Here is a 14,939-nt window from a genome sequence, read left to right on the forward strand (position 1 = left end):
TTGCTATTTTTTAAGGATTATCGGAAGCGAACCACTCGGCAAACGAGTTCTTGGTTTCATACAGCCGAACACTAAATAATTCAAGATGTTCAGGCAAAATATGTTTGAGCTTATCAGCAATAAAAATAACCATATTTTCCGTTGTTGGCTGAAAATTAACCAAATGCTGTCGCTCATAAAGCTCTCCCAGTTCTCTCAGCTTATTGTGAGCCGCCACATTATTGATCATCAACGAGTGATCAAATGGCTCTACAACATGCTTTTCAATCATCTTTTTCAATACGCTGAAATCCAACACCATCCCATCTTTCGGGTCTCCCTCTTTATACATTGGTTCACCAATAATGGTCACCTGGAGTTTATACGAATGCCCGTGAATGTTACTACACAGCCCATCATAATTGGTCAGGGCATGAGACATTTCAAACCCAAATTGCTTGCTTACTCTGATTTTTGTCATCGCTAGATATTAATGCCGCGAAATTAAGAACTTCCAGTCAATAAACGAAAAAAGCCGGCTTTCCGCCGGCTTTTAAACTATCGTTGTTTTCATCCATTATTCTCCGCAGGTACAGCGCTCCAGGCAATCTACCACCTGACTTAACACATCATGCTTCAGGTAGTAAAACGTGTTTTTGCCTTCACGACGTGAACACAAAACACCTTTATCTTTCAAGATACCCAAATGATGGGAAGTCGTCGACTGTTCGATCCCCAAAAGCTCATGAATTTGCGTAACGGTTAATTTTTTCCCACCCTCCAGGTGCTTCAGTATGGCAATCCGCATCGGATGAGCAATTGCTTTGAGCATATTGGCAGCCATCTCCAACCTGTCCGGGTCTATTTCCTGAATCTTTATCATGTTGTTTTCTAATTACAAATGCAAATATATAAATATTTAATTTCAAGTAAAATAAAAGTACCTGTGGAATCTCATTTTAGAAAGAATACAAATACCCGCCCAAGCCAAAATTCATGAACAAAACCATCTCAAATTTGTGTTAGACGGAGACCAAACAAGCAAAAACTTAATTAATTTACTATTTTTGAACTGTTCCAAAATCGAACAAATGACTTCTTTGGATATCATTAAAGCACCCATACAAACTGAGCTGGAAGCCTTTGAGGATTACTTCAAGGCCACAATCCAAAGTGATATCCCCTTTTTATCACTCATCATCAATTACATTCTGAGAAAGAAAGGCAAACAAATGCGCCCAATGTTTGTTTTTCTGGCGGCTAAAATGAATGGCGGATTTAATGAATCGGCTTATATGGCGGCCTCATCAATCGAGCTGTTGCACACCGCCACCCTGGTGCACGACGATGTAGTGGACGAATCGTATGAACGCCGCGGTAGCTTTTCCATTAATGCGCTGTGGAAAAACAAACTGGCCGTGTTGGTGGGCGACTACATTTTAGCCAAAGGCTTGCTGCTCAACATCGACAACAAAAAATACAACTTCCTGCACCTCATCAGTCGCTCGGTAAAAGACATGAGCGAAGGTGAGATTCTGCAGATGCGCAAAAGCCGCAAACTCGATATTGACTACGAAACCTATTTCGAGATTATTGAAAAGAAAACAGCTTCGCTGATTGCTACCAGTATGGCCATCGGGGCAGCTTCGGTTACGGATGACGAAACGGTGATCGAGAAAATGTTCCAGATTGGAATTGACGCGGGAATCGCCTTCCAGATTAAGGATGACATTTTTGACTACCAGGCCAAAGGCTTACTGGGCAAACCCACCGGAAACGACATCAAGGAGAAGAAGATTACCCTACCCCTGCTTTATGTGCTGAGCAATTCGGACGACAAGGAAAAACGCCGCATTTTACACGAGGTGAAGCGCAAAAACAAAAACACCGCCAAGGTGCAGGAACTGGTTGAGCTGGTGGTGGAACGCGGCGGACTGGACTATGCCACCGAGCAAATGAATTACTACCGCGACCGCGCCATTACGGCCATCAACGAATTCCCCGAATCGGACTCCCGCACCGCTCTAATCGAGCTGGTAAACTACATAACTACCCGGAAAAAGTAGGCTCGGATATTCGGATTGCTGGATGTTCTGATTATTGGATTTGAAGAATCAGGAGCCAAGATACTAGAACCCAGACTGAACAGAGGGCTTTCACCTATGCCTGTGCCTTTCTTCCCATAAACACGCAATGCAATCACCTCGAAGAAAACAAAAAGCAACCTTTTTGAAAGTTTTACATCTAATTATCGAACACATGCAGAACTTTTAAAAAGCACAATGAAAACGATTAATGCACTATTAATCTGCCTTAGCTCTTTAATACTGCTAAGCATTGTATCTTCCTCCGAAGAAGAACACCACCCCAATTATGAACCTTTTTTAATCCGAGTTGACAGTATTCAGGTTCCCGATAACATTACAATTAACGAACCTTTTGATATGAGGCTTTATGGAACGATTGGAACCAATGGATGCTATCAATTTTTGCAATTCGAGACAAAACAACAAGGGAATAACATAACAATTAAAGCATGGGGCAAATTTGACAATAGCTCAAGTATCTGTCCGACTGTGATGGTTTATCTTGACAATGAAACACTAAACTATCAAATCAAAGAAAAAGGTACTTACACAATTAAGGCAAAACAACCTGACAATAGTTTTTTAGAGAAGCAAATCTCAGTTAAATGAAAAACCTCACCACCGCAGGATTGTAGCTAAAACCCGCAAGTCTCTGTTGGCCTACGAGTCTTTTGAATTAGAAAGCAAGGGATGGAATTTGCGCAGGGACTCGCTAATAAAACCTTGTTTGACGACCAACGCGAGGAGTTGGTTTTCAGGGAGTGACTGAGCCGAAGTTTTCGTTCAAAAGGCTGGTCAGCCTTGATTTTTTCGTTCTTTTGAATCAAGTCAAAAGGACAAGTTTCTTTAAACTGAAAACACTCTTCTTAACCGCAAAGGCGCAAAGAAAGGAACACATCCATCTTATGTACTAACGAACTTAGGTACTCACGAACTCGAGTTCCGACACAAAGCCACCGCTTTGCCGCCTTACTATTTTTTGACTTCGGCCAAGGCTCAGCTAAGCCCAAACCAATTATAAACACCCTGGCTGAGCCTCAGCCAGCACCCAAAAAAATGAAAATGACTCAAAAACTTTTGAAAAAGTAAGCTTATGATCAGTTAGTTTTACTAAATTGGCTCTTGCAGTCATCGAATTATATCGTGTAGTATTTCCAGCTCGCTCTAAGCGGGCGCGAGCAGTGACTGAATGTCTCTACAACATAAAAATATAATTCATTTCATCACTTGGGTTTCGTATTTTGGAAACAACTAATAAATGGCTTGCTAAAGATTAGCCAAGTCAATTTTAAACAAAAAGACGATGAGAAAACTAATCAACTTTATTGCCGGAATATTAGCAGGAATTGCACCTTTAATAATTGCAGGAATTTTGGGAGTGCTAATTTACAATGAGCTTCAGAGTCTAACCGGGATCATTATTTGTATAATCATGGGGCTACTAGCTGTTTGGAGTGCAATCCTAATTTTCAAAAAAATCCAACGTAATGGAATTTTTGATTTTATGACTGTTATCGTTGCTTCTCCTGATCTAGATAACCTGAAGCCGACTGAAGGCAGTAAAACAAAGGAAAGGACTCCAAAAGAGTTGGCTGAATTAAATCATAAAGGTCAGAATTTATTTAAAAGCGGAACACTTAAGATATTTGGAGACTGGCATGGAGAACCGTATCAAGAATCGTTGGATATCTTGCGCATAGACTATGATGAATCAACAAAGCAAATGGAAATCCAGTTCTCCGAGGATACAAAAATTCTGATTGAGGAACCTGACCATATTTTAGAATCTCCCTCCTTGTTGAAGATTTTATCAGCTAAAAAAATAAAACTTGAATTCCAACATAAAAAGAAGAATTCAACGGAGGAAGGGAACTACTTTAAAACCTACATGGTAACAAAAAACAAAATTGAGACAGCTACCAACATGGATTGGGTAAAACAAAAGATTGATGCTTCCATTGGACAAGATGCACTTATCATTTTCAACTAAGAAACCTGACGCTGGCCCACGCTTCGGCAAGCCTGTTTCGTGTGATGTTTCACAACAGATAATAAGATATTCGGCTTTTCGGATAACTAGATAATTGGATTTGAAGAACCAGGCTGGAGGGATGCGACTCTTCACTTTGCCTGTGCCTTTCTTCTAAAAAGATCGCTGGGCCTACGAGTCTTTTGAGCTAGAAAACAAGGGATGGAATTTGCGAAGGTACTCGCTAAGAAAACCCTGTTTGACGACCAAAGGGAGGAATTGGTTTTCGGGGAATGACTGACCCGTAGTTTTCTTTCAAAAGGCTAGTCAGCCTTGCTTTTTTTTTTGGTTCCTTTTTGGCATCAAGGCAAAAAAGAAACTGGGGTTCCGGGGCAACACCCCATTTACAGATGGGAAAAATGCATTTCGAACTCCCTTTAGCCCGCGGTGCAATTCAACAAAAGCAATAAAGTTTAGACTGCTGGATATTCAGATGATTGAATGTGAAGAGCCAGGAGGCTAGAACCAAAACTGAACGGCTTTATTCCTATCCCGGATTACCCCAAAAATAAACCCGCCGGCGAAAAGCCAGCGGGTTGTATCTTGGGGAAAAACGAGGACGTTTCTGCCTATTCGCTCGGTACGCTTTTTAGATCAAATCGTACCGAATCATTTTGTCGGGAAACGCCATTAATATTAAATGATTAGTCCGTTAACTGCTCATCATTTTTTAAACTTTTAACCAAAGAAAGACTAACAAGCACCAAAATAATTGCAAAAGGAAAGCCTGTTAAAATAGAAGCTGATTGAAGTGCCGTTAAACCACCTCCCACTAATAGTGCGATGGCAATAGCTCCTTCCATAAAAGCCCAAAATATTTTTTGTCCTTTGGGGGCATTCAATTTTCCTCCTGCGGTCATCATATCTACAACCAAGGAGCCACTGTCCGATGAAGTAATGAAAAAAGTACCTACTAAAATAATGCATACAAATGCGCTAATGTCATAAAAAGGCAGGGTCTCCAGCATTTTGAAGAGTCCAATGGAGCTGTTTTGCGCTACTATGGATGCAATATCCATACTACCATCTAATTGTAGATTTAAAGCGGTTCCTCCCAGAACAGACATCCATAAAAAAGAAAAAACAGAAGGTATTACTAAGCCAAAAATCCCAATCTCCCTAATGGTTCTACCCTTGGAAATCCGGGCAACAAAAGTTCCTACAAATGGCGACCAGGAAATCCACCATACCCAGTAGAACATCGACCAGCCTTTAAACCAGTTTCCCGCAGTACCAGATTGATTTCGGAATAAGCTTAATTCAACCAAATCTGAAAGGTAAATCCCTAAGCTTTCCACAAAACCATCTATTAAGCGTACCGTACTCCCTAAGATTAGCACAAATGCAAAAACAATTAGTGCGATAACAATATTGGCATTACTTAAATATTTTAGTCCTTTATTTAAACCCGTTACAACAGAGATGGTCGCAATTAAAGTTATTCCTATGATGGAACACACTTGTAAACAGGTGGCGTTTTCTAAACCAAAATAGACAGATAAGCCGGTACTGAATTGTAATGCACCAAAGCCTAGTGAGGTCGCTAGTCCAAATAGTGTTGCTAAAACCGCAATTACATCAATCAGATAGCCAGGCCATCCATTCATCCGATTGCCAAATAACGGAATCAAGGTCGATTTTAAGGATAATGGCGCGTTTTTATTAAAGGTAAAATAGGCCAGTGCAATTCCGAGTAACATGTAAATCCCCCAAACATGAAAACCATAATGAAAATAGGTGTTGCGAATGGCTAAGCGCGATTTATAAACATCAGAAGCTCCTTCAATAATGGGATTATTAAAATGCAGCATGGGCTCTGCTACACTAAAATAGACTAAACCAATTCCCATTCCGGCTGAAAACAACATGGCTACCCAGGAAAACTTATTGAAGCTGGGTTTTGCATCCTTCCCGCCTATTTTGATTCTGCCATATTTGCTAAATGCCAGGTAGAGTACAAATATTAAAAAGTAGTTGATGCTTAGTGAAATAAACCAACCAAAATTAGTCGACATATAAGCCTGAAAATCTGAAAATACAGCTTCGGTTCTTTTATTAAAAATGATAGTAAAACTGACAAATAAAAAGGTTATTATTGCTGCCGGAATGAAAACCGGCTTTGAGATATCAAAATACTTGTTCTTGAAATTATTCATTACTATTGCTTAAGAAATTAAGGACTTCCATTAATGATTTAAAATGTATTTTCTTGACCTGAAACCTTCTCCAGGTGGAGTACGCCAAAATGGAAGTAGCTGCCTGATAAGTTTTCTTCCTTGTCTGGCACTAAGAATTTGAAATAAGAATTAATTGCATTGGAGTGGCTTTCCTTAGGGGGGGACCTCTAGTTCACTACTTTCTACACTGCTTCCCGTAATATCATTTACTATGCTGGGTTGAAGAACGGCCCATGCGACAGTCTGATTCATAAATCTCTTGTAAAAACCGATAGCTAAAAAATTTTAAGGGTGCGAAATAACGAAATACATTTATATTTTTACTACAAAACTCTGTTAAATTTTTGAAAACAGCTGATTAAGAATCATTTACACACGAGCAGCCATTAAGTCTAACTCTTTAGTAATAAGCGCTTTGCATCCTTGCATCTGCGTTTAGTTTTTTTTACCAATTTGTTGCCCTGGCTGCCGCACGATTGCACCTAAAATCAGCATATGTAGAATCGAACCATTAAAATTGGTCTGGAATTGTTCTATTTTGGCATCAAGGCAAAAAAGGAACTGGAGCTTTGGGGCAACGCCCCATTACCAAATGATAAAACGTGCCGTTAAGAACCATCGTTACATGAATGAATATCTCGGCTTAACCCCGATTCCCGGCCCGTCATTCAAGACCACTTTACCATCCACCACCTGAACACCTATAAAGGGATCGTTAGCTATGAGGAGGTTGCCATCCAGGTCAGCCCAATCGGCCCGGGGTGATAGCTGCGCGGCAGCGGATACAGCGCAGGAGGTTTCGGTCATGCAGCCTATCATCACTTTCAGATCGAGTGCTTTGGCCAGCTTAATCATTTTGCGGGCCTCGCGCATCCCCGTGCATTTCATCAGCTTAATGTTGATGCCGGCATACACCCCGTGCGCTTTTTTAACATCGTCAAGCCGCTGCAGGGCCTCATCGGCAATGGTTGGCAGCGGACTGTGCTGCGTAAGCCAGGCCATATCGTCCAGCGCCGTTTGGGGCATGGGCTGTTCAACAAAGACCACTCCTTTCTCCTCCAGCCAATAAATCATATCCAACGCGGCTTGCCTGTCGTGCCAACCTTGGTTGACATCAACACAAAGAGGCACATCGGTTAGCTCCCGGATGGTTTCAATCATCGCCTGATCGTTATCGCGTCCCAGCTTTACTTTCAGTATTTTAAAGGGCGCCGCTTCCTTCATCTTTTGGCGAACCACCTCGCGGCTGTCAATCCCAATGGTGAATGAGGTATTGGGTGTCAGTGCCGAATCGTAAGCCCACATTTTATAACAGGGCTGGCCCATCAATTTCCCAAGCAGGTCGTGCAAAGCAATATCCACCGAGGCTTTGGCGGCACAATTTACGGCTGCGGTATGATCTACGTAATTCAGTATGCTGTCCACCTGAAAAGGATCGCTAAACTGCCCCAAATCAAGCGCTGCTAAAAAGCGGGTGACTGTTTCATAGCTTTCGCCCAAATACGGCGGCATGGAGGCTTCACCATAGCCTGTAACGCCTTCATACTCCAGCTCGGTCAGCATCACCGGCGTGGTGGTGCGTGAACTTCCTGCCAGGGTAAACGCGTGCTTCAGCTCAAGCGCGTAAGGTTTAAAACGCAGTGCCAGTCTTTTCGTATTCATTTTGCTACTTACAAAACCCTTTTTATTCACCTCCAGCCATTGAGGCTTCTATTTTCAACCGAAAGGGACTTATTCTTCTTATGAAGAAACGAAATTTTTTAATGCCCTGAAAGATTTAATTTTCAGTCCATTCATCCCCTCTCAGCAACTAAGGTTTCATACTTCCAAAAATCTGTATCTTTACAGCATGAGTATACTAATTGCCGATAGTGGATCAACAAAAACCGATTGGTTATTGACAGGAGTATCAGAAGGAACGCTGTCTTTCCAAACCAAAGGAATTAATCCGTTTTTCCGAACCAGTGAAGATATTTATGAAGAACTCCGGGACAAGCTATTGCTCCCTGCGGGATGTACCCTCACCAAAATCTATTTCTATGGAGCAGGCATTGTCAATCAGGAACGAGGTGATGTAATCAGAACAGCACTGAATCAACTGTATCCGAACGTTCCGGCCGAAACACACAGCGACATACTGGGTGCTTCGCGTGCTTTGTTTGGCTCCGAAGCGGGAATAGCCTGCATTGTAGGAACAGGTTCGAATACCTGCCTTTACGATGGCGAACGAATAATGACCCGGGTTCCGCCCTTAGGTTTCATCCTGGGAGATGAGTTTAGTGGCGCCGTTTTAGGGAGGAAATTGCTGGGTGATTTTTTCAAAAACATCATGCCAATCGATGTGCAAAACCTGTTCAGACAAGAGTTTATTCTAACCGAAGCCGAGGTTCTCAATGCCGTTTACCGGACCGAACGACCGAATAAATACCTGGCGGGCTTTGCGCCCTTTTTATCGAAAAACAGCCACAAACTCTATTGCCAGGAGTTAATAACGTCCAGTGCGAAGGAATTTTTCGACCGCAATATTCTTCAAATACCCGAGGCCAACCAATTTTCGTTAGGATTTGTGGGCTCGGTAGCCTGGAATTTCAAGGAAACGGTTGAAGAGTTAGCCGCTCAATACCACTTTCAAAAACCATTCATTTTGAAAGGTCCCATCGAAAAATTGAAGGAATATCATGAACGTTCCGGAGAATAAATAAGAAAAAATGACTTTAGAAAGTATAACAGAAGCCGACTCGCTTTACAACAAGCTCGAAGAGATGGATGTAAAGCAATTGCTTGAAAATATTCATCAAGAAGACTGCAAAGTACTTCCTGCCGTACAAAAAACCATTCCACAAATTGAGCAGTTGGTGGAACAAGCCGTGGAACGAATGACGAAAGGAGGACGCCTGTTTTATGTTGGAGCAGGCACCAGCGGACGACTTGGCATTCTGGATGCATCAGAAATACCGCCAACTTACGGCGTAGGCTACGACCTCGTGATAGGGATGATTGCCGGCGGCGACCAAGCCATCCGCAAGGCTGTTGAAGCAGCTGAAGATAACGAGGAACTCGGCTGGCAGGAACTGCAGAAATACAACATCAATCCGCTGGATACCGTGATTGGCATAGCCGCCTCGGGACGAACACCTTACGTGATTGGGGCCGTTAAAAAAGCCCGCGAACATGGGGTGCTCACGGGTTGCGTTACCAACAACCCCAACAGCGAACTGGCCAAACAAGTTGATGTAGCTATTGAAGCCATCGTGGGACCGGAGTTTGTTACCGGAAGTACCCGCATGAAATCGGGCACATCGCAAAAGCTGATTCTAAACATGATTACCACCACGCTGATGATTAAGCTTGGCCGGGTTAAGGGTAATAAAATGGTGAATATGCAACTGACCAACCAGAAACTACTTGCTCGTGGAACCCGCATGATCATGGAGGAACTAGCTTACGATGAAGCCAAAGCCCGACGACTACTGCTCTTACATGGCTCGGTAAACAAGGTGCTGGAGGCAGCTAAAAACCAATAGTTCTACTCCTCAGAATGAAGTCCTGAAGACGATCGAAAACGGTTGAATGCAATTGTTCTCCATCGTCTTCAACGATTTACTGATCACTCTGCCGGCTAAAAGCCGACTGACCAATTTCTTGAATTCCTTCGAATTCGGTAACTTCGCAGCATAAAAAATTGAAATACTATGTTTTCAGGAATCGTTGAAGAATACGGCGTAGTTAAAGCCATTGAAAAAGAGCAGGAAAATTATCATTTCACGCTCACGTGTTCATTTGTTGATGAATTGAAAGTCGATCAAAGTGTGTCGCACAACGGCGTTTGCCTGACTGTTGTAAAAGTGGATACCGAAGCCAAAACCTACACAGTGACAGCCATTAAAGAAACATTGTTGAAAACCAACCTGGGTTATTGGGAAGTCGGTTCGAAAGTGAACCTGGAGCGCAGCATGATGATGAACGGCCGCCTGGATGGACACATTGTTCAGGGACACGTAGACCAGACAGCTACTTGTACTAAAGTAGAAGAAGCTGATGGCAGCTGGTATTTCACCTTCGAATATGAATTCGACAAGCAAAAAGCACAACAGGGTTACATGACGGTTGAAAAAGGATCGGTTACGGTCAACGGAGTAAGTCTGACAGTTGTTAACTCGAAAGACAACTCATTCCAGGTTGCGATCATCCCGTTTACCTACGAGGAAACCAACTTTCACACCTTCGAGCCGGGAACAGTGATTAACCTCGAGTTCGATATTATTGGCAAGTACCTCAGCAAACTGGCTAGCTTTAATGAGTAGGTACAGGCTCCCCAAAAATAGTTCAGGTCGCTACTCCGAAGTAATTTTCAGAATAACGACCTGAGCTCTTTTCTAAGAATTGATTACATACGAATAGCTAAGCATGGAACACCAGCAGCGGTGTTTTCAGGTGGAAAACCATTTTCCGGGCAATACTTGGATTAAAGATCCGCGTAATCATGTTCCGCTTATGGGTGGTCAACGATAATATATCAATCTCATTCTCCTGAATGTACTTTTCCAGATCGGTCAACACATCCTTGCCGGTCATAATCTGACAAGTCAGCGAATCATCCGGGTACTTTTTCGTCAGTACTTTCCGCATACTTTTCATTCGAGCTTCGCTCAACTCTAAATACTCATGATTACCAATGTGAAGGCAGGTTACCTCCGTATTAAAGGGCTTGAGCAAAGCCAGCAACTTATCAATCGCGTGAAAATCCTTTTCATCGAAGTTAGTCGCATAAACCACTTTCTTCACGGAAGATAGATTTAGCAAGGGCGCTTTCTCCGGAATCACCAAAACAGGGACTTTCGCTTTGTAAATAACACCAGCAGTAGTACTTCCCATCACCGCATCCAGCTCATTCGACGGTCCTTTAATGCCCATAACAATCAGCCGTGGCGGATGTAGTTCAGTATAAGCCAAAATATCTTCTTCAGGATAACCCATCTTGATAATTTGCTCCATTTCTATCGAATTCCATGCTTCTGGCCCCACCTGCTCCAGCAGCTGCTTCTGAAACCGGGCAAACTCCTCGTTCACATACTCTTCCCGCTCTTTAAGATGATCATAAAGTCCGGCATCAAAAGCCATCACATCCGAATACGGAATGGTAAAATAATCGGGTTGGGGAATGACGTGGTAAAACACCACGCCTGATTTGAGCATTCGGGCAATCTCAAAAGCCATTGCCGCAGCCTTCAATGAATAGCTGGAGAAGTCAACAGGGATGAGAATGAAATCTTCCGGCTTTTTATAATCTTCCTCGATCTTTCCCAGCAGTTTATCCAAAACCGGATATGCCTTATTGGCATCTTTCGCATTGATACGTACTTTCACGCCAGAGGCCACCGCCCCCTGAATCAGGTTCACATTCTCCAGCGAGCATTCTACCCCTTTGGCTTCCAGCATCGACCTTAATACCTCTGCCGTGGAATAAGGCAACATGGCGATAGTTATAATTTTTTCTTCCATAATAACTCTATTTTATGAACATTAGCCCTGTTCTATTTTTCGGGAATTGCCCTGTTTAAGTTTCAAAAGTTTATCAAAATCTTACGAAATATATTTTTAAACATCCAACGAAGCCTTCCTCTAAAATCAGGAATTGCTTACAAACAAAATCACCCTCTCACTGTTGTCTTTCTTGACATAAAGCAGTACTTTTAATCAGCTGATTTCACAGCTAAAAATGATTTGTTTTCATTGATTACAAACCATTAATTAAACGTCAAACGGATGAGAAAAACAGCACTAATCACAGGAGCATCAAAACGTATTGGCAAAGCTTTAGCTCAACATTTGGCATCGCTTGGATGGAATATCGCAATTCATTACAATGCCTCGGTTGATGCGGCTCAAAAGCTTCAACAGGAGTTAAGTAAACAATTTCCCGATGCTTGTTTCCGTATTTTCAAAGCCAACCTGACCAAGGAAGAAGAAGTACAACAACTTATCCCTGCTGTTTTAGCCGATTTTTCATCAATCGATTTATTGATTAACAATGCGTCTGTATTTGAACCTTCTAACCTGAAGTCCACCTCCATGGATTTGTTTCACCGTCAGCTTACGGTCAATTTTCAAGCTCCTTTTATTCTGATCCGCGACCTGGCCAACGTTTGTAACGAAGGATTAATCATTAACTTTGTTGATACCCGGATTACGAGTAATAAATCGAATTTTGCCGCCTATTCTTTGGCCAAAAAAGCGCTTTGGGAATTGACAAAAATGGCTGCACTCGAATTTGCTCCGCACATCCGGGTTAACGCCATTGCGCCGGGAGTAACCTTACCCCCGGAAGACAAGGATGAAGGTTACTTGTGGAATTTAGCCAAAGGAATCCCCATGCAAAAGCCGGGCGGGTTGACTCCTATTTTGCAAAGCCTGGACTTTATCATAGAAAACAAGCACCTAACCGGTCAACTGCTTTTTGCTGATGGCGGTGAAAACCTGGGAAAAAACGAATAGACTATGGCACGAATACGCATAAAAAACCTGTTAATACGAACTTTTATTGGATTCAATCCGGAAGAACTGGTGAATAAACAAGACGTGGTAATCAACCTCGAGATTGAAGTGAATGTCCCTGATGAAGCGCTGGAATCAGACGAACCAGATGGTATTTACAATTACAAGGTGATCACAAAGCGAATCATTACCTTCGTGCAGGAGGGGCGCTTTAAACTTCTGGAGGCACTGACTAAAAACCTGCTGGAGATGATTATGGAAGACGAGCGCGTCGGCTGGGCCAAAGTTGAAGTTGATAAACCTCATGCGCTAAGGTTTGCCGAATCAGTCTCTTTTGAAATGGAAGCCAAGCGATGAATACCTGCATCATAGGCATAGGATCGAATATTGAGGCGGAAACAAACATTCCCAGGGCGCTGGAGTTGATTGGTAAAGCATGTACGATTTTACAAACGTCAACCATGCTAAAAACCAAACCGATTGGCTACACCGCACAAAGTGATTTTACAAACGGAGCCGTCAAAATTGAAACCAATTGGTCACAACAAGAGTTAAACAAATACTTAAAAACAGTTGAAAATCAGCTTGGACGCGACCGCACAGAACGAAAAGATGGTCCCCGAACCATTGATTTAGACCTTCTGGTCTGGAATGGGCAGGTGGTTGACCAAGACTATTACACGCGTGACTTCCTGCGTCAGGCCGCCGCTGAGCTGGGATTCCAAACATCAAACTAAAGAATAATCTGCATTAAAAGTTACAAGCATGAATCGAAAATATCACCATCGCCTTATTGTCCTTTTTTTGGCGGTTTTCATCATTTCCTGTGGAAAAAATGACGACCCAGCACCTTCGGAAACCTCCTTTGCCTTTCTCGAGTCAGAGAAACAGGTCAACACCATTTCGCAAACTTCTGCTCAGTTGCTATTTTCCGTTCTGGCTGCACAGTTCGACGACGATGGCACCATGGACAATGAAGTCAGCTCGGGCGCTGTCGTTCACAAAGTGACCTACAACAGCACCTTCGAAGGCGAACCATTATTGGTGTCGGGCTTGATATCGGTTCCGGACAAGCCGGGCAACTACCCGGTAATCAGCTTTCAAAATGGCACTAACGTTGAATACAGTAAGGCACCAACAGTTGATCGATCCAACGAGCTTTTTCTGGTTCTAAAAAATTTCGCTTCGCTGGGATTTATTGTGGTCATCCCCGACTACCCCGGCTTTGGCGAGTCTACCCAGGTCTTTCATCCTTACCTTGAAAAAGACGACACCCTTCCCAGCCTGGTCGATTTGCTAAAAGCAACCCGCGAATTTGTGAGCCAAGATCATATTACCGCCTCACTTAACGAAGATTTATACCTGATGGGCTACTCGCAGGGCGGATGGTCGACCATGCAGCTGAAGCACGAAATAGAACAAAACGGACTGGAAGATTACCAGCTTAAAGCTAGTTCCTGTGGTGCCGGGCCTTACAACTTGAATCGTCTGAATGAATTGCTTGTCGGACAAGACAGCTACCCCATGCCGTATTTTCTGGCCTACCTCATGCAAGCCTACCATGTGCACGGGAAATACAGCAATCCGTTGAATGAGATCTTTGCTAATGAATATGCGGCCAAGATTCCCGACCTGTTTAATGGCGTTACCACCGGAGGCGAAATCAATGACGAGCTTAACACACAAGTTGAAGACCTGTTTCAAGCCGATTTTCGCACCGGATTTGCCACCAATGCCAAGTACCAATCCCTTCAGACGGCTTTGACCAACAGCAGTATCGATGCCTGGCAAACGACAAGCCCTACCCGCTTATTTCATGGCGAAAACGACACCTACGTGCCGCTGGAATTATCCGTTGAGATGCATCAGGACTTTAAAGCCTTAAATGTGAACGACGAGCTTGTCAAACTGATTATCATGCCTGATGCCGACCACCAATCCGGAATCTTACCTTTTGGAATCGCATCCATCAATTGGTTTCTTGACCTCAAAAACAAATAGTCAAAACTGATATTTTTAATACTTTTTAGCATGTTAAACCCTTATTTTTGTTTGTATGTCAACACCTGATGTACAAGCCAAAATAGACCGATTCAAAAACATCAAAAACCGTGATGCTTTTCATTTCCTGTTAGTCTAATTGAATTTATCGTATTCTATAAATCAAACTAA

15 protein-coding genes are annotated in these 14,939 nt (G+C 42.8%); 10 read left to right on the forward strand and 5 right to left on the reverse strand.

Annotated features, from left to right (window positions below; all coding sequences use genetic code 11):
* Positions 1 to 10 precede the first annotated feature (10 nt).
* Entirely contained in the window at positions 11 to 460 is a 450-nt protein-coding gene (locus ACUNWA_RS12225; protein WP_445592199.1) for a 6-pyruvoyl trahydropterin synthase family protein, read from the reverse strand.
* Positions 461 to 556: 96 nt separating this feature from the next.
* Positions 557 to 862, reverse strand: a complete 306-nt coding sequence (locus ACUNWA_RS12230) for an ArsR/SmtB family transcription factor (protein ID WP_299578549.1) — start codon at positions 860 to 862, stop codon at positions 557 to 559.
* Between the two features lie 208 nt (positions 863 to 1,070).
* Here ACUNWA_RS12230 and ACUNWA_RS12235 point away from each other — a divergent pair, with 208 nt between their 5' ends.
* From ACUNWA_RS12235 to ACUNWA_RS12245, 3 genes are all read left to right on the forward strand, one after another.
* Complete coding sequence (locus ACUNWA_RS12235; protein WP_445592200.1) at positions 1,071 to 2,045, forward strand: polyprenyl synthetase family protein; 975 nt, start codon at positions 1,071 to 1,073, stop codon at positions 2,043 to 2,045.
* Between the two features lie 216 nt (positions 2,046 to 2,261).
* A complete protein-coding gene (locus ACUNWA_RS12240; protein WP_445592201.1) occupies positions 2,262 to 2,675 on the forward strand; it encodes a hypothetical protein in 414 nt (137 codons plus the stop codon).
* 694 nt (positions 2,676 to 3,369) lie between these two features.
* The gene (locus tag ACUNWA_RS12245) at positions 3,370 to 4,056 is read left to right on the forward strand and encodes a hypothetical protein (protein WP_445592202.1); all 687 of its coding nucleotides are present in this window, start codon (positions 3,370 to 3,372) and stop codon (positions 4,054 to 4,056) included.
* Positions 4,057 to 4,739: 683 nt separating this feature from the next.
* Here ACUNWA_RS12245 and ACUNWA_RS12250 read toward each other — a convergent pair.
* A complete protein-coding gene (locus ACUNWA_RS12250) occupies positions 4,740 to 6,251 on the reverse strand; it encodes a BCCT family transporter (RefSeq protein ID WP_445592203.1) in 1,512 nt (503 codons plus the stop codon).
* 642 nt (positions 6,252 to 6,893) lie between these two features.
* The gene (locus tag ACUNWA_RS12255; RefSeq protein ID WP_445592204.1) at positions 6,894 to 7,934 is read right to left on the reverse strand and encodes a dipeptide epimerase; all 1,041 of its coding nucleotides are present in this window, start codon (positions 7,932 to 7,934) and stop codon (positions 6,894 to 6,896) included.
* Positions 7,935 to 8,121: 187 nt separating this feature from the next.
* Here ACUNWA_RS12255 and ACUNWA_RS12260 point away from each other — a divergent pair, with 187 nt between their 5' ends.
* The 3 genes from ACUNWA_RS12260 to ACUNWA_RS12270 all read left to right on the forward strand — a co-directional run bounded on the left by ACUNWA_RS12260 (position 8,122) and on the right by ACUNWA_RS12270 (position 10,576).
* Positions 8,122 to 8,970, forward strand: a complete 849-nt coding sequence (locus tag ACUNWA_RS12260; protein WP_445592205.1) for an ATPase — start codon at positions 8,122 to 8,124, stop codon at positions 8,968 to 8,970.
* Between the two features lie 10 nt (positions 8,971 to 8,980).
* Entirely contained in the window at positions 8,981 to 9,796 is an 816-nt protein-coding gene (gene murQ, locus ACUNWA_RS12265; protein ID WP_445592206.1) for an N-acetylmuramic acid 6-phosphate etherase, read from the forward strand.
* A gap of 168 nt (positions 9,797 to 9,964) precedes the next feature.
* Positions 9,965 to 10,576 carry a riboflavin synthase gene (locus ACUNWA_RS12270; protein WP_445592207.1) on the forward strand — a complete coding sequence of 204 codons (612 nt, stop codon included), beginning with the start codon at positions 9,965 to 9,967 and terminating at the stop codon, positions 10,574 to 10,576.
* Positions 10,577 to 10,673: 97 nt separating this feature from the next.
* On the opposite strand, the gene ACUNWA_RS12275 is transcribed toward ACUNWA_RS12270, so the two are convergent.
* Entirely contained in the window at positions 10,674 to 11,774 is a 1,101-nt protein-coding gene (locus ACUNWA_RS12275; RefSeq protein ID WP_445592208.1) for a universal stress protein, read from the reverse strand.
* Positions 11,775 to 12,038: 264 nt separating this feature from the next.
* Here ACUNWA_RS12275 and ACUNWA_RS12280 point away from each other — a divergent pair, with 264 nt between their 5' ends.
* Genes ACUNWA_RS12280 through ACUNWA_RS12295 form a run of 4 tightly spaced genes read left to right on the forward strand, consistent with a single transcriptional unit; the run spans position 12,039 to position 14,768 of the window.
* On the forward strand, positions 12,039 to 12,767 hold the full coding sequence (locus ACUNWA_RS12280) for an SDR family NAD(P)-dependent oxidoreductase (RefSeq protein WP_445592209.1): 729 nt from the start codon (positions 12,039 to 12,041) through the stop codon (positions 12,765 to 12,767).
* Positions 12,768 to 12,770: 3 nt separating this feature from the next.
* Positions 12,771 to 13,124 (forward strand): dihydroneopterin aldolase, encoded by a 354-nt coding sequence (locus ACUNWA_RS12285; protein WP_445592210.1) that lies wholly within the window; start codon positions 12,771 to 12,773, stop codon positions 13,122 to 13,124.
* Complete coding sequence (folK, locus tag ACUNWA_RS12290) at positions 13,121 to 13,504, forward strand: 2-amino-4-hydroxy-6-hydroxymethyldihydropteridine diphosphokinase (protein ID WP_445592211.1); 384 nt, start codon at positions 13,121 to 13,123, stop codon at positions 13,502 to 13,504. The genes ACUNWA_RS12285 and folK overlap by 4 nt, the downstream gene beginning before the upstream one ends.
* A 28-nt stretch (positions 13,505 to 13,532) precedes the next feature.
* Positions 13,533 to 14,768 (forward strand): alpha/beta hydrolase family protein, encoded by a 1,236-nt coding sequence (locus ACUNWA_RS12295; RefSeq protein WP_445592212.1) that lies wholly within the window; start codon positions 13,533 to 13,535, stop codon positions 14,766 to 14,768.
* Positions 14,769 to 14,939 lie beyond the last annotated feature (171 nt).

This window comes from Sunxiuqinia sp. sy24, from assembly GCF_052677165.1.